At 70.1% G+C, this 17,497-nt stretch carries 19 protein-coding genes; 9 read left to right on the plus strand and 10 right to left on the minus strand.

Annotation, left to right across the window (positions count from 1 at the left end):
• Positions 1–150: 150 nt before the first annotated feature.
• The 4 genes from radA to MKL11_RS09775 form a co-directional block, all read right to left on the minus strand.
• The gene (radA, locus tag MKL11_RS09760; protein WP_243942729.1) at positions 151–1,587 is read right to left on the minus strand and encodes a DNA repair protein RadA; all 1,437 of its coding nucleotides are present in this window, start codon (positions 1,585–1,587) and stop codon (positions 151–153) included.
• A 44-nt stretch (positions 1,588–1,631) separates the two neighbouring features.
• Complete coding sequence (alr, locus tag MKL11_RS09765) at positions 1,632–2,714, minus strand: alanine racemase (RefSeq protein WP_243942645.1); 1,083 nt, start codon at positions 2,712–2,714, stop codon at positions 1,632–1,634.
• Between the two features lie 106 nt (positions 2,715–2,820).
• The gene (locus MKL11_RS09770) at positions 2,821–3,054 is read right to left on the minus strand and encodes a PbsX family transcriptional regulator (RefSeq protein WP_243942647.1); all 234 of its coding nucleotides are present in this window, start codon (positions 3,052–3,054) and stop codon (positions 2,821–2,823) included.
• A gap of 135 nt (positions 3,055–3,189) precedes the next feature.
• A complete protein-coding gene (locus MKL11_RS09775) occupies positions 3,190–3,879 on the minus strand; it encodes a queuosine precursor transporter (protein ID WP_243942649.1) in 690 nt (229 codons plus the stop codon).
• 153 nt (positions 3,880–4,032) lie between these two features.
• Between MKL11_RS09775 and MKL11_RS09780 the strand changes: the two genes are divergently transcribed.
• From MKL11_RS09780 to MKL11_RS09800, 5 genes are all read left to right on the plus strand, one after another.
• Positions 4,033–4,659, plus strand: coding sequence for a CvpA family protein (locus MKL11_RS09780; RefSeq protein ID WP_243942651.1), 627 nt, complete (start codon positions 4,033–4,035; stop codon positions 4,657–4,659).
• Positions 4,660–4,791: 132 nt separating this feature from the next.
• Positions 4,792–6,261, plus strand: coding sequence for an amidophosphoribosyltransferase (gene purF / locus MKL11_RS09785; protein ID WP_243942653.1), 1,470 nt, complete (start codon positions 4,792–4,794; stop codon positions 6,259–6,261).
• A gap of 155 nt (positions 6,262–6,416) precedes the next feature.
• Complete coding sequence (locus MKL11_RS09790) at positions 6,417–7,166, plus strand: SDR family NAD(P)-dependent oxidoreductase (RefSeq protein WP_243942654.1); 750 nt, start codon at positions 6,417–6,419, stop codon at positions 7,164–7,166.
• Between the two features lie 63 nt (positions 7,167–7,229).
• Positions 7,230–7,637 (plus strand): dihydrofolate reductase, encoded by a 408-nt coding sequence (locus MKL11_RS09795; RefSeq protein WP_243942656.1) that lies wholly within the window; start codon positions 7,230–7,232, stop codon positions 7,635–7,637.
• Positions 7,638–7,693: 56 nt separating this feature from the next.
• Positions 7,694–8,812 (plus strand): carboxylate-amine ligase, encoded by a 1,119-nt coding sequence (locus MKL11_RS09800; protein ID WP_243942658.1) that lies wholly within the window; start codon positions 7,694–7,696, stop codon positions 8,810–8,812.
• Between the two features lie 9 nt (positions 8,813–8,821).
• Here the strand turns inward: MKL11_RS09800 and der are convergent, their stop codons facing one another.
• The 3 genes from der to MKL11_RS09815 form a co-directional block, all read right to left on the minus strand.
• Positions 8,822–10,174 carry a ribosome biogenesis GTPase Der gene (gene der, locus MKL11_RS09805; RefSeq protein WP_243942660.1) on the minus strand — a complete coding sequence of 451 codons (1,353 nt, stop codon included), beginning with the start codon at positions 10,172–10,174 and terminating at the stop codon, positions 8,822–8,824.
• A 28-nt stretch (positions 10,175–10,202) separates the two neighbouring features.
• A complete protein-coding gene (locus MKL11_RS09810) occupies positions 10,203–10,913 on the minus strand; it encodes a tetratricopeptide repeat protein (RefSeq protein ID WP_243942662.1) in 711 nt (236 codons plus the stop codon).
• 117 nt (positions 10,914–11,030) lie between these two features.
• Positions 11,031–11,639, minus strand: a complete 609-nt coding sequence (locus MKL11_RS09815; protein ID WP_243942664.1) for an NnrU family protein — start codon at positions 11,637–11,639, stop codon at positions 11,031–11,033.
• 106 nt (positions 11,640–11,745) lie between these two features.
• Here MKL11_RS09815 and MKL11_RS09820 point away from each other — a divergent pair, with 106 nt between their 5' ends.
• Together MKL11_RS09820 and MKL11_RS09825 are read left to right on the plus strand one after the other, a co-directional pair.
• Entirely contained in the window at positions 11,746–13,122 is a 1,377-nt protein-coding gene (locus MKL11_RS09820; protein WP_243942666.1) for a hypothetical protein, read from the plus strand.
• An 85-nt stretch (positions 13,123–13,207) separates the two neighbouring features.
• Positions 13,208–13,840, plus strand: coding sequence for an MSMEG_1061 family FMN-dependent PPOX-type flavoprotein (locus MKL11_RS09825; RefSeq protein WP_243942667.1), 633 nt, complete (start codon positions 13,208–13,210; stop codon positions 13,838–13,840).
• Here MKL11_RS09825 and MKL11_RS09830 read toward each other — a convergent pair.
• Positions 13,834–14,052, minus strand: a complete 219-nt coding sequence (locus MKL11_RS09830; RefSeq protein ID WP_243942669.1) for a hypothetical protein — start codon at positions 14,050–14,052, stop codon at positions 13,834–13,836. The two genes, MKL11_RS09825 and MKL11_RS09830, sit on opposite strands and share 7 nt — an antisense overlap.
• 184 nt (positions 14,053–14,236) lie before the next feature.
• On the opposite strand from MKL11_RS09830, the gene MKL11_RS09835 reads away from it, so the two are divergent.
• Both MKL11_RS09835 and MKL11_RS09840 read left to right on the plus strand, forming a co-directional pair.
• The gene (locus MKL11_RS09835) at positions 14,237–14,560 is read left to right on the plus strand and encodes a hypothetical protein (RefSeq protein ID WP_243942671.1); all 324 of its coding nucleotides are present in this window, start codon (positions 14,237–14,239) and stop codon (positions 14,558–14,560) included.
• Between the two features lie 87 nt (positions 14,561–14,647).
• Positions 14,648–14,908 carry a hypothetical protein gene (locus MKL11_RS09840; RefSeq protein ID WP_243942673.1) on the plus strand — a complete coding sequence of 87 codons (261 nt, stop codon included), beginning with the start codon at positions 14,648–14,650 and terminating at the stop codon, positions 14,906–14,908.
• 14 nt (positions 14,909–14,922) lie between these two features.
• On the opposite strand, the gene MKL11_RS09845 is transcribed toward MKL11_RS09840, so the two are convergent.
• Both MKL11_RS09845 and MKL11_RS09850 read right to left on the minus strand, forming a co-directional pair.
• On the minus strand, positions 14,923–15,597 hold the full coding sequence (locus MKL11_RS09845; protein WP_243942675.1) for an SOS response-associated peptidase: 675 nt from the start codon (positions 15,595–15,597) through the stop codon (positions 14,923–14,925).
• 156 nt (positions 15,598–15,753) lie between these two features.
• Positions 15,754–17,232, minus strand: a complete 1,479-nt coding sequence (locus tag MKL11_RS09850; protein WP_243942677.1) for a PAS domain S-box protein — start codon at positions 17,230–17,232, stop codon at positions 15,754–15,756.
• Positions 17,233–17,497 lie beyond the last annotated feature (265 nt).

The following is a 17,497-nucleotide window of genomic DNA, read 5'->3' on the forward strand; positions in this document are numbered from 1 at the left end:
GGGACAGGGTGAGGGGTGCGACCTCTCCGGATGGACCTGATCCCTCACCCCAGCCCTATCCCGCACGGGAGAGGGGGCATGTCGCGGCCTTCACACGCCACCGCACGCTTCATGCTGCCTCGTCCTTCGCGAGCAAAGCGACAGCCAACCCTAAACCTCCTCGTCGGCGTAGCGCGACTGCGCCCGCCCGCGCTGCCCCGATCCCTTCCGCGGCGCGCCGGCGCTGATCCCGGCCACCAGGTCGGCGATGTGGCGCAGGGTCTCCACCGACAGGGCCTTGTCGCCCTCGCCGCGGCCCTGCGGGATCAGCGCCTTGGCGAATCCGAGCTTCTGGGCCTCCTTCAGCCGGGCGCCGGCCTGGGCCACCGGCCGGATCGCCCCGGACAGGCCGATCTCGCCGAAATACACCGTCTCCGGCGGCAGTACCGCCCCCGACAGGGACGAGACCAGCGCCGCCGCCACCGCCAGATCCGCCGCCGGCTCGGTGATCCGCAGGCCCCCGGCCACGTTCAGATAGACGTCGTGGGTGCCGAGCCGGATGCCGCCATGAGCCTCCAGAACGGCCAGCACCATCGACAGCCGGTTCGGATCCCAGCCGACCACCGCCCGGCGGGGCATGCCGAGGGAGGAGGGCGCCACCAGCGCCTGGATCTCCACCAGCAGGGGCCGTGTCCCCTCCATCCCGGCGAAGACCGCGGTGCCGGCGGCCTGGTGGTCGCGGCCGGCCAGGAACAGGGCCGAGGGGTTGGGCACCTCGGCGAGCCCCGCATCGGTCATTTCGAATACGCCGATCTCGTCGGTGGGGCCGAACCGATTCTTCACGGCGCGCAGGATGCGGAAATGGTGGCCCTGGTCGCCCTCGAACGAGGCGACCGCGTCGACCATGTGCTCCACCACCCGGGGGCCGGCGATCTGCCCGTCCTTGGTGACGTGGCCGACCAGGATCACCGCCGTGCCGGTGGTCTTGGCGAAGCGGATCAGCGCCTGGGCCGAGGACCGCACCTGCGTGACCGTGCCGGGGGCCGATTCGACGGTCTCGGTCCACATGGTCTGGATCGAATCGATGATCGCCAGGGCTGGCGGCCGGCCCTGGCTGAGGGTCTCGATGATGTCCTCGACATTGGTCTCGGCGGCCAGATCCACCGGGCGGGAACTGAGCCCCAGCCGCTCGGCCCGCAGCCGCACCTGCCCCACCGCCTCCTCGCCCGAGATGTATGCGACCCGCTCGCCGGTGCCCGCCATGGCGGCGGAGGCCTGCATCAGCAGGGTCGATTTGCCGATGCCGGGATCGCCGCCGATCAGGATCACCGAGCCGCGCACGAAGCCGCCGCCGGTGACCCGGTCGAGCTCGCCGATCCCCGAGGGGATGCGCGGCGCCGCCTTGGTCTCGCCGGTCAGGCCCTCAAGCGGAAACACGCGGCCGCGGGCCCGGGACGGCCGGGTCGCGAGCGGGCCGGACTGGCCGGGCGCAGCGGCCGCCTCCTCGACGATCGTGTTCCAGCCGTTGCACGCCTCGCAGCGCCCGCGCCAGCGGTTGTAGACCGCCCCGCAGGATTGGCAGACGAAGGTCTGGTGGATCTTGGCCATTCGGGTCCGCGCGCCGCCGGTCCGGCATTCGAGGGTGGGTCGGATCACCCTACATAAGTTCGAACATAACGCGAACCCAACCCCGTCAGGATCTCGTAGCCGATCGTCCCGGCAGCGCGGCCGACCGTGTCGATGTCCAGGCTGTCGCCGATCAGCACGGCTGTGGCGCCGCGCCGGGCCGCGGGGGCTGCGGTGACGTCGAGGATGATCAGGTCCATGGAGACGAGACCGAGGATCGGGCAGGGCACGTCGCCGACCAGAGCCTGGCCGCGTCCGCTGATCGCCCGGGGGAAACCGTCGGCATAGCCGAGGGACAGGGTGGCGAGCCGGCTCCGGGCCGGGGCGGTCCAGCGGCCGTTATAGCCGACGCTCGTGCCGGCTTCGACGGTCCTGACCTGGGCGATCAGGGCCTCCAGCCGCACCACCGGGCGCATCGGGTTGGCGGATTCGGGGGTCGGGTTCCCGCCGAACAGGGCGTAGCCCGGGCGCAGCAGGTCGTGCCGGGCGCCGTCGAGGAAGACCCCGGACGAATTGGCGAGCGACGCAAGCAGGCCCGGATAGGCCGCCCGGACCCGGGCGAACTCGGCGATCTGCCGGGCATTGACCGGATCCGCCGGCTTCTCGGCGCTGACGAAGTGGCTGAGCAGCAGATCGATGCCGGCGGCGGCGATGCACGGGTCGCCGGCGAGCTCCAGCGCCTCCGGGACCGGCAGCCCCAGGCGGTTCATGCCGGTATCGACATGGAGCGCCGCCGGCAGACCCCCGCCCGAGAACGCCGCCCATTCGGCGATCTCCTCGCGGCTGCCGAGAACCGGGCGCAGGCGATAGGCCGCGAAGGGCTCGCAGGCGCCGGGCGGCAGGCCGTTCAGGATGTAGATCGCGGCCTCCGGCAGGGCGGCCCGGGCCGCGATGCCCTCAGCGAGGTGCGCGACGAAGAAGGTCCGGCACCCGGCCGCCCACAGGGCCGGCCCGACCCGGGCGACGCCGCTTCCATAGGCATCGGCCTTCACCACGGCGGCGCAATCGGCCCCCCGGGCGGCCAGCATCCGCCAGTTGGCCACGATCGCCCCGAGATCGATGGTCAGCCGGGCGCCGTGGGCGCCGATCTCCGTTCCCGACTCCGTCACCGATCCGCTACCCGCCACCGAAGCGCCCCCGATCCTCGATTCCCCGCGGACGGATGCACGATGCGGACCCGTGAGGCGAGTCGGTTCGCGGCATGGACCAGTCGGCCTACAGCGCACCCGCCGTGTCCGCATACAGCGCCGGCAGATGCTCGGCGCCTTCCAGAAGCTCGGCGAGGGTGTAGCGGCGCTTGGGAGCCGGTATGGCCGTCGCGACGAGCGATCCGTCCTTCACGGCGAGGGTAAGAGTGGTGCCGGTGCCGGCTCCAATGGCCGCCAGGATGGCTGGGTGCAGGGTCATCACGTGGGTGCCGCCCTGACGCTGGATCGTCACGGCCGTCATGTCCGGCTCCCGCCGGGGCGGTCGACCGTCCTTGCTTGTTCGCGATTTTTCGGCAGCGGGCGACATGGTCACGCTCCCCCGGGAAAGCACCGCCACGATAGCACCCCACCTGCGGCGTTGCGAAGACAACACCCATCATCCCCGCAAGCGGAACGGGTTGAAATCCGTCTCCGTATCGAAGGCGTCGCGCCCCTCGGCGCGCTTCAAAACGCCGATCAGCGGCACGCTGAGGGGCAGGGCCACGATCTCCCAGCCGACCTTCAGCGCCCAGATCGAGAGCGCGAGGCGGACGAGATCTGCGGCGGGGTAGAGGCCGCCGAAGCCGAGCCCGATGAACAGGGCCGAATCGATGCCCTCGCCGACCAGCGTCGAGGCGACGAGACGCACCGCCAGGAAGCGGCCGCCGAAGCGCAGCTTCAGCCTGGCCAGCAGGTAGGCGTTCAGGAATTCGCCGACGAGATACGCCGCGAGCCCGGCCAGCGCGAGCCGCGGGGTTGCGCCCAGCACCGCCTCGAACGCCGCCTGGTGCGGCCAGAACGGCGCGGGCGGCAGCGCCGCCGCGATCCCGTAGGCCAGGATCCAGAGCGCCTGCGCCAGGAAGCCGGTCCAGACCACGGCCCGGGTGCTGGCGTAGCCGTAGACCTCGGTCAGCACGTCGCCGAACAGGTAGGAGGCGGGAAACACGATCACCGCCGCCGTGAAGGTCAGGCCGCCCACCGAGACGATCTTGCCGGCCAGCACCAGCGAGATCATCAGCACCGCGCCGAACAGGCCGGCGATCGGAACGAGGTAAACGGGGCCGGCGGACGCCTGGTCCGCGCTCACGATCGGCGCGGGCTGATGCACGGACGGCACAGGCCTCGGCCGAGGCCCGCACCCGAGGGTGACGGCCGAGGTTCGGCTTGGTATACTTCGCCCCCGGTCCCGGGGAGCCGCATGGCCGCCGCGGCATCCCCTCTGGTGCCTAAAAGTTCACAGATGCCGTTTACCGTTCTGGATCTCGTCGTGCTCGGCATCGTCGCGGTCTCCGCGCTGCTCGCGGCCGTCCGTGGCGTCACCCGCGAGGTGCTGGCGATCATCGCCTGGGTGGCCGCCGCCGCCGTCGCGTGGTCGTTCTATCCGATGCTGCTTCCGCTGGTGAAGCAGCACGTCAACAGCGATACCGTGGCGCTGGTCGCCTCGATCGCGGCGATCTTCCTCGGGACTCTGATCGTCGTGTCGATCATCACCGTGAAGATCTCCGACGTGGTGCTCGATTCGCGCATCGGCGCGGTCGACCGCTCGCTGGGTTTCCTGTTCGGGGCGGGCCGCGGCTTCCTGATCTGCGTGATCGGCTGGGTGTTCCTGTCCTGGCTGGTGCAGGGCAAGGTGCCGGATTGGGCGGCACAGGCGCGCACGCGCCCGATGCTGGAGAAATCCGGAGACGCCCTGGTGGCCCAGCTCCCCGAGAACCCGGAGGGCTTCCTGAAGCAGTTCAAGAAGCCGAAGGCCGTCACGCCGCCCAACGAGGCGGCCGACGCCCCCGCCGAGACCGACCCGGCGCCCCAGCGCCGCACCGAGACCGTGCCCAATCCGACGACTGCGCCAAGCCCGACGCGACGCTGACCTGCGGCACGCGCCGTTGGACGGTCTGCGCAGAGCGCCTAGATAGCGGTTCCGGAGACGATCGGATGATATCCGCGACGACCGGCGCGCCGGCCCGTCGCCGCCGGGACTCGTGAAGTGGTCGATCGCAGCATGTTTCAATCCGACGCTCACGCCTCCGATTTCGATCTCGACGGCGACACGCTGCGCGAGGAGTGCGGCGTCTTCGGCATCTTCGGGCACCCGGAGGCCTCGGCCATCGTGGCGCTCGGCCTGCATGCCCTGCAGCACCGCGGCCAGGAGGCGGCCGGGATCGTCTCCTTCGACGGCTCCGTGTTCCATTCCGAGCGCCGCCCCGGCCTCGTCGGCGATTCCTTCTCGGACGGCGACACCATCGCCCGGCTGAAAGGTCGCGCCGCCATTGGGCACGTGCGCTACTCGACCACCGGCGGGACGATCCTGCGCAACGTGCAGCCGCTGTTCGCCGAGCTGGCCAGCGGCGGCCTCGCAGTCGCCCATAACGGCAATCTCACCAACGCCCTGTCGATCCGGCGCGACCTCGTGCGCGACGGCGCGATCACGCAGTCGACGTCCGACACCGAGGTGATCCTCCACCTGGCGGCCCGCTCGCGGAAGCCGCGGATCGTCGAGCGCTTCATCGACGCCCTGCAGGCGATCCAGGGCGCCTACGCGATCGTGGCGCTGACCAACAAGAAGCTGATCGGCGCACGCGACCCGCTGGGCATCCGCCCGCTGGTGCTGGGCGAGCTGGACGGCCGCTACATGCTGGCCTCCGAGACCTGTGCGCTGGACATCATCGGCGCCCGCTACGTCCGCGACATCGAGAACGGCGAGGTCGTGGTGATCTCCGAGGAGGGCGTCGAGTCGATCCGCTTCGCCGACGCCGTGCCGATGCGGCCCTGCATCTTCGAGTACATCTACTTCGCCCGGCCGGATTCGGTGGTGAACGGCAAGAGCGTCTACGCGGTGCGCAAGGCGATCGGCCGGGAACTCGCCCGGGAGGCCGCCGCCCCCGCCGACATCGTCGTGCCGGTGCCGGATTCCGGTGTGCCCGCTGCGCTGGGTTTCGCCCAGGAGACCGGCATCCCCTTCGAGATGGGGATCATCCGCAATCACTATGTCGGGCGGACCTTCATCCAGCCGACCCAGTCGGTGCGCGAGCTCGGCGTGCGGATGAAGCACTCCGCCAATCGGGCGGCCATCGAGGGCAAGAGCATCGTGCTGGTGGACGACAGCCTGGTGCGCGGCACGACCTCGGTGAAGATCGTCCGGATGATGCGCGAGGCCGGCGCCGCCGAGGTGCATTTCCGGATCGCCTCTCCGCCGATCACCTATCCCGACTTCTACGGGATCGACACACCGGAGCGGGAGAAGCTGCTCGCCGCGACGCACGATCTCGAGGCGATGCGGAAGTATATCGGCGCCGATTCGCTCGCCTTCCTGTCGATCCCCGGCCTCTACCGGGCGATGGGCGAGGAGGAGCGGAATGCGACCTGCCCGCAATACACCGACCATTGCTTCACGGGCGACTACCCGACCGGCCTGACCGACCTCTCCATCGCCGGCCCGAAGCGCTTCGCGATGCTCGCCGAAGCCGACTGACACGGGGTTCCCAAAGGGCGAGCCCTTTGGCGGGGTTAAGGGGCGGCGCCCCTGGGTCTTCGCAGGGCTCTGCCCTGCACCCGCAAAAGGTCACGGACCTTTTGAAACCGGAACTTTTTGGTCCTCCTGGCGCGGAAATGCGCTAGGTCCCGCGCATGGCTGAGTCTCAAAAAATCCTCGAAGGCCGCGTCGCGGTGGTGACCGGGGCGTCCCGCGGCATCGGGCGGGCCGCCGCCCTGGCCCTGGCCGAGGCCGGCGCCCACGTGGTCGCGGTGGCCCGCACGGTCGGCGCCCTGGAGGAGCTGGACGATTCCATCCGGGCGGCCGGATCCAGCGCCACCCTCGTGCCGTTCGACCTCGCCGATTACGACGCGATCGACCGGCTCGGCGCGGCGATCAACGAACGCTGGAAGCGGCTCGACATCCTGGTCGGCAATGCCGGCATCCTCGGCGCGCTCATGCCGATCGGCCACATCACCCCGAAAGTCTGGGGCCAGGTGATGGACGTGAACGTCACCGCCAACTGGCGCCTGATCCGCTCCCTGGACCCGCTGCTGCGCATGTCGGACGCCGGCCGGGTGGTCTTCGTCTCGTCGGGGGCCGCCTCGAAATGCCGGGCCTATTGGGGGCCGTATTCGGTCTCCAAGGCGGCGCTCGAAGCGCTGGTGCGCACCTACGCGGCCGAGACCGAGACCACCGCCATCCGGGCGATGCTGCTCAACCCGGGGCCGCTGCGCACCGGCATGCGCCGCTCGGCCATGCCGGGCGAGGACCCCGAGACCCTCAGGACCCCCGAGGATCTCGCCCCCCATTTCGTGCGGCTCGCCGCACCGGACTGGGCCGAGACGGGCAAGCTCTACGATTTCCCCACCGACCGGGTGCTGAGTTTTCGCGCGCCCGAGTAAAGGGGTCCGGGGCCCGCGGCCCCGGCGGGTCGCGGGCGGAGCCCGCAGGGGTTGGGATTTACGATGATCGACGTCCGCTGCATCTGCGCGATCGGCCTGCGCGGCCAGCTCGGCCTGAACGGGCACCTGCCCTGGGAGGGCAACACCGATCCGCTGTTCGTGGAGGACGTGACGCGCTTCTTCGCGCTCACCATGGGCCACGTGCTGATCGCCGGCCCGAAGACCGTGGCTTCGGTCCCCGCATTCGCCTTCGAGGACCGCACCATCGACGTGATCCGCAGCCACGAGGATCCGGAAGCGGTGCTCAAGCGCTACCCGGGCCGGCGCATCTTCGTCGGCGGCGGCATCGCGGTGTGGAACGTCTACGCCAAGTACATCCAGAACTGGGACATCACGCGCCTGCCCTATGACGGCGAGGCCGACCGCTGGTTCGACCCCGCCTGGCTGGTGGGCGGGGCGCTGCGGACCTAACGGCACCTTCGAGCCGGCCGGCGCGTTGGCATGCGTGCCGTGTGTCCGGAGTCTCGATGAGCGCCCACAGCTACCGCTTCGGCGTCGAGGAGGAGTATTTCCTGGCCGATGTCGAGACTCGCGGCACGCCCCGGGGCGATCTGGCCGGGTTCCACGCCCGGGTGAAGGCGGAACTGCCCGAGACCGGGCGCGAGCTGGTCGCTGCGCAGGTCGAGGTGTGCACGCCGCCGCTGTCCGATGCGCAGGCCGCGCGAAACAATCTCGGCGGCCAGCGGGCGCAGCTCGCCGGCATCGGGGCCGAGAACGGGCTGAGCCTGCTGGCCTGCGGCACGCATCCGCTCGCGCGCTGGTCCCGCCAGACCGCCACGGACGGGGCGCGCTACCAGGGCATCCTGTCGGATGTCGGCATCGCAGCCAGGCGGGCGCTGATCTGCGGCATGCATGTCCATGTCGAGGTGCCCGACCCCGATGCCCGGGTCGACCTCATGAACCGGCTGCTGCCGTTCCAGCCGCTGCTGCTGGCGCTCTCGGCCTCGTCGCCGTTCTGGCAGGGGGAGGCGACCGGGCTGATGGCCTATCGGCTGAGCGTCTTCGGCGAATTGCCCCGCACCGGCCTGCCGGAACTGTTCCGCGACGCCGCCGCCCATACGCGGTTCGTGGACATCATGACCCGCTCCGGCGCCATCGCGGATGCGAGTTTCCTGTGGTGGTCCCTCCGGCCGTCGATCAAGTTCCCGACCCTGGAATTGCGCATCGCCGATGCCTGCACGCGGCTCGACGATTGCCTGTGCGTCGCCGCCCTGTATCGCTGCCTGGTGCGCCTGTGCGTGCGCCGGCCGGACCTCCATGCCGGGCTCGACGGCGTCTCGCGGGCCTTGGCCTCGGAGAACCTGTGGCGGGCCCAGCACAGCGGCGTGCGCGCGACGCTGATCGACGAGGCGACGGCCGCGGCCGTGCCGTTCGCCGCGGCGCTGGAGGCGGTCCTCGCCCTGGTGGAGGAGGATGCGGACGCGCTGGGCTGCGCGGCGGATGTCGCCCGCGCCCGGGCGATCGTCACCGCGGGCACCAGCGCGGACGGGCAGGTGAAGGCCTATGAGGCCGCTCTGGCCGAGGGAAAGGACGAGCGCGTCGCGCTGTCGGCCGCGGTGGACTGGATCGCCGACGCCTCCCGGTGACGGTCCGCCTCAGCCCTTGTCGAATGGGTTCTCCGAGGTCCGCAGGCTCAGGCGGATCGGCGTGCCCGGCAGCTCGAACGTCTCGCGCAGGCCGTTGACCAGGTAACGGGTGTAGGATTTCGGCAGGGCGTTGAGCTGGTTGCCGAACAGCGCGAAATGCGGCGGCCGGCTCTTCACCTGGGTGGCGTAGCGGATCTTGATCCGCCGGCCCGACACCGCCGGGGGCGGGTTGCGGGAGGTCGCCTCGCTCAGCCAGTCGTTGATACGCGAGGTCGAGATCCGCTTGTCCCAGACCTCGGAGGCCTGCACCACCGCCTGCATCAGCTTGTCGAGGCCCTCGCCGGCGAGCCCCGAGAGCGGCACCACCGCGACGCCGCGCACCTGCGGCAGCAGGCGGGTGCAATCCTCGCGCAGCTGCTTGAGCAGGCCCGGCTGGTCGGCGACGAGGTCCCACTTGTTGAGGCCGATCACCACGGCCCGGCCCTCGCTCTCGACGAGGTCGATGATGGTCAGGTCCTGCTTCTCGAACGGGATCGTGGCGTCGAGCAGCACCACTACCACCTCGGCGAAGCGCACGGCGCGCAACCCGTCCGAGACCGCGAGTTTTTCCAGCTTGTCGTCGATCCGGGCGCGGCGGCGCATCCCGGCGGTGTCGTGGAGCTTGATCTTCCGGCCCCGCCACTCCCAGTCCAAAGAAATCGAATCGCGGGTGATGCCGGCCTCGGGGCCGACGAGCAGCCGATCCTCCCCGAGCATCCGGTTGATCAGCGTGGACTTGCCGGCATTCGGCCGGCCCACGATGGCGACCTTCAGGGAGCGGCCGCCGGGGGCGTCCTCGTCCGCATCGTCGTCCTCCGGGTCGGGTTTGGGCAGGACGCCCTTCAGCGCCTCGTGCAGCTCGCCCAGGCCCTCGCCGTGCTCGGCCGAGAACGGGATCGGGTCGCCCAGCCCGAGGGTGAAGGCCTCGTAGGCTCCGGCGAGTCCTGTGCCGCCCTCGGCCTTGTTGGCGATCAGGATCACCGGGCAGCCGGCCCGGCGCACCAGTTCCGCGAAGGGCTGGTCGGCCGGCAGCACGCCGGCACGTGCGTCGATCACGAACAGCACTGCGTCGGCGGCGAGGATCGCCGCCTCGGTCTGCATCCGCATCCGGCCCATGAGGGTCGCGGCGTCCGATTCTTCCAGTCCGGCGGTGTCGATCACCCGGAAGTGGAGGCCGCCGAACGCGACATCGCCCTCGCGCCGGTCGCGGGTCACGCCGGGCCGATCGTCCACCAGCGCGAGCTTCTTGCCCACGAGGCGGTTGAACAGGGTCGACTTGCCGACGTTCGGCCTCCCGACGATCGCGACGGTCGGCATATCCATGATGTGTCTCGAAAAGTCCGAACAGAAATCAGCGCGTGATCGGCGGGGGCGGGGCGGCGACCTCGGGCTTGGCCTCGGTCACGGTGACCGGGCCGCCCGCCACGAGGGCCGCGTAGACCTCGATCCGCTCACGCAGGTTCCGGGGCGTCTCGGGATCGGCGACCAGCTGGTCGAACCAGCGGCCAGCCTCCTCGAAATCGCCCTTCTTCAGGGCGGCCAGGCCCAGCATCTCGCGGGCGGTGTGGCGGAACGGCGTGCCGGCGGCGAGCCCCTGGAGGTTGGCGAGCGCCGGGTCCGGGTTCGCGCTGTCGAGGCGCAGCAGGGCGGCGCGCAGGCGGGCGAGGTCGCGCAGGCCGTCGCCGAGGCCGGTATCACCGGCGAGCGTGTCGAATTCCTTCGCGCCCGCCTCCGGGTCGCGCTTGCCGGCCTCCGCGGCCGAGCGGAACCGCGCCAGCAGCCGGTAGCCGGCCGGGCCTTGGATTTCCAGGGCGTCGAAGACCTTGTCGGCCTCCGCGACCTTGCCGTCTCGGGCGAGGCGGTTGGCCTCGTCGAACTGCACCGAGGCGGCTTCGGCCGCCGCGCGTTGCTGGTTCTGCCAGTAGCGGTAGCCGGCGACGCCCACCACCAGCAGCACGGCAAGCGCGATGATCACGCCGCTATAGCGCTTCCAGATCTGGAGGATCCGGTCGCGGCGATAGTCCTCGTCGACCTCGCGGATGAACTCGTTGTTCTCTGCCATCGTTTCCCGGCCCGCGCATGTCCGCGGGCCACCTTGCACAGCTATCGAGCCCCGCGCCTAACACACGGGGGCCGGGTTGGCGACAGCGGGCGTGGTGGGGGCGGGGGTGCGGAGGCCTCAGGCGGCGCCGGGCCAGACCGAAACGCCGATCAGCGGGTAGTGCAGGTAGCGGGCGAAGACGAACCAGACGGCCGTCCCGATCACCACGGCCAGGATGTCGTTGCGCCAGCCCTGCGGGGCCGCGACGGCGCCGCCGTGCTGTGCGACCACCGCCCCAGGGGCGAGCGCCCGGCGCTTGGCGCTGATCCGCGCCGCCACCGCCCAGGCCAGGAAGCCGCCAAACAACAGGATCGAGCCGAGATCGCCGTTGGCCAGGAGGTGGGCGGTCGCCCAGATCTTCACGGCAAGCAGCATCGGGTGCTTGGCTTTCGCCCGAATGTGGCCCGGCAGGTAGGCGGCGGCGAGGCAGATGAAGGCGAGCCAAACCAGCGTCAGGGCAAGGTGGCGGGTCCAGACCGGCGGATCCCAGACCGGGATGTAGCCGCTGAGCCGGTAATCGTGGAAGCCGATCCCGATCAGTACCAGCCCGAGCAGCGACAGGGCGGTATAGCCGAGCTTGTACCGGCCCTCGCCGACCCGGCCGACGATCTCGGCGCGCTTCGCGCGCACCATCGAGAAGGCATGCGTGCCGAGAAACAGCACGAGCCCGAGGATCAGGAGGAGCATGAGGGACTTTCGGACGACGGCCGGACGGCAAGTACTCTGTAACGGTTCTCAAGCGAATCTGGCGCGCTTTGTCCAGGCGCGGCCGGGACGCACCCGGATTTCAGCGATGGGCGTGGCGTATCGGATGGCCGGGATGCGTGCCGAAGCGGCGCCGCTTTTCCCTCCCCCCACTGCGGGGGAGGGTATTCACCCCTCTCAAGACGGGGCGCGGGTCCTCTCTCCCGTGCGGGAGAGGGAGCCTGTCGCGGCTCGCATAAGCAGATGTGTGAAACTCAGGGCTTCTGCGCGGGGAGGCCCCCCTAGCCATACCGCTCTCCTCGCCGCTGCCCTCCTGGCGCTCGTCCTCCTCATCCCCCCGCCGGCCCGGGCCGCAGCCGAGCCGCCCCTGTCCGCCCTGACCCTGGTCGGGCCGCCCGCGATCGTCTTCAAGTCCGGGCGCGATGCCTGCGACGGCGCCGATGTGCCGGATGCGCCGGCCCGGGCGTTCCGGGATGCCGCCGGGGCGGTGGCCCTGTTCGGGATGCATTACCGCAACCGCGCCCTGCGCGGGCCGGATCTCGACCACCTCAAGCTCGATTGCACGGTCGTGCTTGAGTCCGGCGAAAAAGCCGATCCGGCGGCCTATGACGACCGGTCCTGGATCACCGCCACCTGGACCGAGGACGGCACCCGCGTCGCCGCGCTCCTGCACCACGAATACCAGGCCAACGAACATCCCGGCCGCTGCGCGTCGGGGTCCTACATGGCGTGCTGGTACAACACGATCACGGCCGCGGCTTCCGCGGATGGCGGGCGCAGCTTCCTGCGCCGGAACCCGCCCGTCGTGGTCGCCGGCGCTCCGTTCCGGCAGGAGGTCGACCAGGGCCGGCACCGGGGCTTCTTCAACCCGTCGAACATCGTCGCGGACGGGCGCTGGCGCTACGTTTTGGCCTCGACCACCGGCTGGGACCGCCCCGGTAGCGACCAGGAAGCAGGTGTCTGCCTGTTCCGCAGCGACGACCCCGCCGACCCGGCCCGGTGGCGCGCCTGGACCGGCACCGGCTTCACCGCCGCCTTCCCGGACCCGTACCGCAAAGCTGTCCAGCCGCCTGCCACCTGCCGGCCGGTGGGACCGTTCCCCGGTCCGGTCGGCGCCCTGGTCCGACACCGCGCCACCGGCGCCTGGATCGCGGTGTTCATGGCCAAGGCCGGGGAGGGTTTCGCCAAATCCGGGTTCTACTGGACGAACTCGCGCGACCTGATTGCCTGGGATATGCCGCGCCTGCTCCTCGAAGGTGCGACCCTGTACGACGATCCGTGCAGAGCGACTGCGCCGCTGATCGCCTATCCGTCGCTCCTCGATCCGGGGGCGAAAGGCCGCAATTTCGACGATGTCGGCGACGGGGCGTTGCTGACCTATGCGAGCCTTCGGGTCGAGGGCTGCACGATCACCTCCGACCGGGACCTGCTGCGCCGCCCGGTGGCGATCCGCGTCTGGCCCTGAGGGGCTCGGCCCCGTTCCGAAAGCCCCGGGCCATCGTTAAGGTCGAAGCCGTGATCCGGCCATCGGCGGTTTTGAGGAGGGTCTCATGGACAGCGAAACCCGGGATCCCGCCAGGATCCGCGACGCGGCGGGCCTGCGCGCCCAGTTCGGCGCCGTCGGCCCGCTCGCCGCCGGCAAGGTGCTCGACCACATCGACGGTTACGCCCGCCGGTTCATCGCGCTCGCGCCGTTCCTGGTCCTGGCGAGCGCCGACGCGGCGGGCCAGGCCGATGCCAGCCCCCGCGGCGACGCGCCGGGCTTCGTGGCCGTTCCCGATGACCGCACTCTCGTGATCCCCGACCGGCGCGGCAACAACCGCATCGACAGTTTTCGAAATATCATTGAGAGCCCGGGTGTCGGGCTGATCTTCTTCGTGCCCGGTATCGACGAGACCCTGCGGGTGAACGGCACCGCCGCGGTGACGCGGGATCGCGCGCTGCTCGAACCGTTGAGCGCCCAGGGCACGGTGCCGGTGGTCGGCCTGGTCGTGCGGGTGCGCGAGGCGTTCTTCCATTGCGGCAAGGCACTGATGCGGGCGCAACTCTGGGATCCGGCGCGCCACGTCGCGCGCGACACCTTTCCCAGCCTCGGGCGCATCCTGGCCGACCAGACCGCCGCCTCCGATATCCCGCAGGCCGAGGCGCGGATCGCGGAATCCTATCGCACGCGGCTCTACTGAGCACCGGGCTCGGACGGCCAGTAGAGCAGGCCGGCCTCCGTGGAGCCGGAAGGTAGGCCGAGACGCTGGCAGAGCAGGCTGCCGAGGGTCAAGCTGAGCATCAGCGCGGTGGCGGAGAGCAGCAGCGTCGTCGCCCGCGCATAGGCCCGCCCGGCATGGATCAGCAGGCAGCCGAAGGCGAAGATGGTGAGGGCGGGAAGCAGGTCGGGCATGGCGAGCGTCCTCGCGGACGGGCGGTCCCGGCGACGGACCGCGGCAGGGAGATCGAGCCGGAGTGTCGCCCGGCTGCGTGAAAACACGGTTAAGGGTCTGTCTATGGGGCGCCGGACCCGATCCGGCCTTGCCGCGCTCCGGAGGCACGGCGATACCCAAGGACCCGTCGCGAGAGGATTCCGCATGCGTGCATCCGAGAAGCCCGAAGAGGCGCGCCCCCGTCTGGTCGAGGCCGGACACGCCCCGTCCCCCGATGTGGCCGCGCTCGGGGCAGGGGCCATCGGGGCCGGGGCCGTCGGCGCCTCGGCTTTGGGCGCGCTCGCGATCGGGGTCGCGGCCTTCGGCGCGGTGGCGCTCGGAGCCTTCGCGATCGGCCGCCTCTCGGTCGGCCGCGCCCGGGTCGGGGCTCTGGAGGTGGGATCCCTGAAGGTCGGCGCGCTGGAGATCGACCACCTGACGGTCCGGTCGCTGCGCGTGCTCGACCGGGAGGGCGGCGGCGGGCACTGAGGCTTCGTCCCGAAGGCTGGCCGGGCGCCACCCGATCGCGTAGCCTTGAGCCGGTCATACCGGACATGCCCGCGAGGTCGGCCCGCGATGAACGAAAAGACCGAGCCCTTTCGACCCGCAGACGCGGTCGACGTCCTCGGCGAGACGGAGGGCGATTTCGTCCTGCCGCTCTGCCTGCCGAAGCCCAGCCTGCTGATCGGCGAGGATCTCGCCATGGTCGTCCTCGACACGATCCACGGCCAGCGGGTCGGGCTTCCCCTCAGCCTGCAGGGGGCGGCCGACCTGCACGCGGTGCTGGAAGAAGCCCTGCGGCTGCTGCAGGCGCGGGACGGCGGTTCGATCCAATAGCGGTCGAACCGGCTTTACGTGTCCGGCTCGTCACCCGTCTCGGGGCCGTCCGCGCGTTGGCCCCGGGCGACCTCGCGCATCGCCGAATCCGGCAGCGGCCGCTGCAGCTTGAGCGCTTCCGCGGTGGGCGCTTCCAGCCAGGCGGCCCATTCCTCCGGCTCGGTCAGCAGGACCGGCATCGCCTTCGGGTGGACCGGGCCGACGATGCCGTTCGCCTCCGTGGTCAGGAAGGAGAACAGGCGGTGCTCCTCCGCCACCCGGTCCGGGTTCTCTCGCTTGGTCCCGCGCACGCCGGTCCAGGCCCGCCAGATCCCCGCGAAGGCGAAGAGCGGCCGGTCCTCGTCGAGCGCGAACCACACCGGCGTCTTGCGCGGCCTGGTGTCGGCGTACTCGCTGAACGCGGTCACCGGCACGAGGCAGCGATGGGCCGGTCCGAGCCAGGGCCGCCAGTGCGGGCTCGCCGCGTTGCGGACATTCGTGACGGGATGCTCGCCGAACGCCTTCGGGCCCGGGATGCCCCAGCGCATCAGGGCGAGTTCCCGGCCCTCCGCCCCGTTCCAGACCACTGGCGCCATCTGGTCGGGAAAGATCGCGGGCATCGGCGGCAGATTGCCGGTGCGGTCGCGGACGATCCCGAAGGCGCGGCGCAACTCGGCAGGGCCGGTGCGCAGGCTGTAGAGGTTGCACATGGGGCTCTCGGACCGTCCGGGGCGTCGGGAACCCGCCGGCCCCGCACGCTTGCGCAGCGTCCTGGATAGCGGAACCAGGACGATGCGCCAGGTCTCTGGTTCTGCATCATCCCGAAAGCCGGAAACCACCGTTCGGGATGACGCTTTATCCCGCGATCAGGCGGCGCTCTGCGCAGCGACGCGCAATTGCTGCGTGGCGCCGTTCGCCCGCTCGGCGGATTGCGCGATGACACCGAGGTTCGCCGTGATGGCGCCAACGCCCTGGGCAGCCGTCTGCATGCTGGAGGACATCTCGCGGGTGACGGCGGATTGCTGCTCGACGGCGGTCGAGATCGCGGTCGCGACCTCGTTGAGCTTCACGATCGTGCCCTGGATCGAGCCGATCGCCTCCACGGCCCCCCGGGTGGCCTCCTGGCTCCCGGCGATCTGCGTGCCGATCTGCTCGGTGGCCCGGGCGGTCTGGTTGGCCAACTCCTTCACTTCGGATGCGACGACGGCGAAGCCCCGGCCCGCCTCGCCGGCGCGTGCGGCCTCGATCGTCGCGTTGAGTGCCAGCAGATTGGTCTGCGCCGCGATGCTCTGGATCAGCGCGACGACTTCGCCGATCTGCGCGGCCGACGCGCTGAGGCCGGCGATGATCCGGTGCGTCTCCCGGGCCTGGTCCACGGCCTGGCCGGAGATTTCCGAGGCCTGCGCGACCTGCGCGCTGATCTCGGAGACCGAGGCGGCAAGTTCCTCGGCGCCCGAGGCCACCGTTTGGATGTCGCCGGAGACGTGCGTCGACAATTGGGCCGCCTGTCCGGCCTGCTGGGAGACGCCGGAGGCGGCCTCCGCGATAGCGTCGAGGTCCTGCGCGATGGCGCTCTGCAACGCGGCCCGCTGCCGGCGCTCCAGCACCGTGGCGGTCACGTCGGTGACGAACTTGACGATCTTGAGCAGCCGCCCGTCGCGATCGAAGATCGGATTGTAACTGCCCAGGATGAACACCTCGCGGCCGCCCTTGGCGAGGCGCTTGTACTCGGCCATCTGGTATTCGCCGCGGCCCAGCGCGTCCCAGAAGCGCCGGTACTCGGCGCTGTCGCGCTCGGTCGGGTCGACGAACAGGCTGTGGTGGTGGCCCTGGACCTCCTCCAACCGGTAACCCAAGGTGGCGAGGAAATTGTCGTTCGCGGTCAGGATCGTGCCATCGAGCGCGAACTCGATCACCGCCTGCACCCGGTTGATCGCGGTGACCTGGCCCTCGTGCCCGATGGTGCGCAGCGCCTGTTCGGTCACGTCGCTGGCAAACTTGACGACCTTGATCGGCTTGCCGTCCCGTCCGAGGATCGGGTTGTAGGTCGCCTGCATCCAGATCTCGCGGCCGCTCTTGCCGATGCACTTGAACTCGCCGGTCTGGAATTCGCCACGCCGGAGCGCCGCCCAGAAATCGCTGTACGCCTCGCTCTCCCGAAAGGCCTGCGCGACCAGCATCCCGTGGGATTGGCCACCGATCTCGTCGAGGCGATAGCCGACCGCGTCGAGGAAGTTCTTGTTGGCCGTAATGATCGTGCCATCAAGGGCGAATTCGATGATTGCCTGGGATCGGTCCAAGGCTTCTACTTTCGAGTGGAGATCCCTATCGAACAGCAGGCGCATTGGTCGTCTCGTCCTCAAATCAATGTCTTGACAGATGCGGAGATGATTCACGCGCGCTGAAGATCATCAATGTACAGGCGATAGCGCCACTGCCATGAACAAAATATTAATACAGGAGATCGTTCAAAAAAGAATCGCCATTTGCATCTCGGATGAAAGAAAATTCTTCGAAAAATATGTATTCACTTTTACGTCAGTGCGAGTAATTTCGAAAATAAGTAGCGATTGTCCGCGATTTTGCTGCCCGGGGCGAGATGTACTCGGG

Origin of the sequence: Methylobacterium sp. J-077, assembly GCF_022829365.1 — a bacterium.
Classification (GTDB): Bacteria; Pseudomonadota; Alphaproteobacteria; order Rhizobiales; family Beijerinckiaceae; genus Methylobacterium.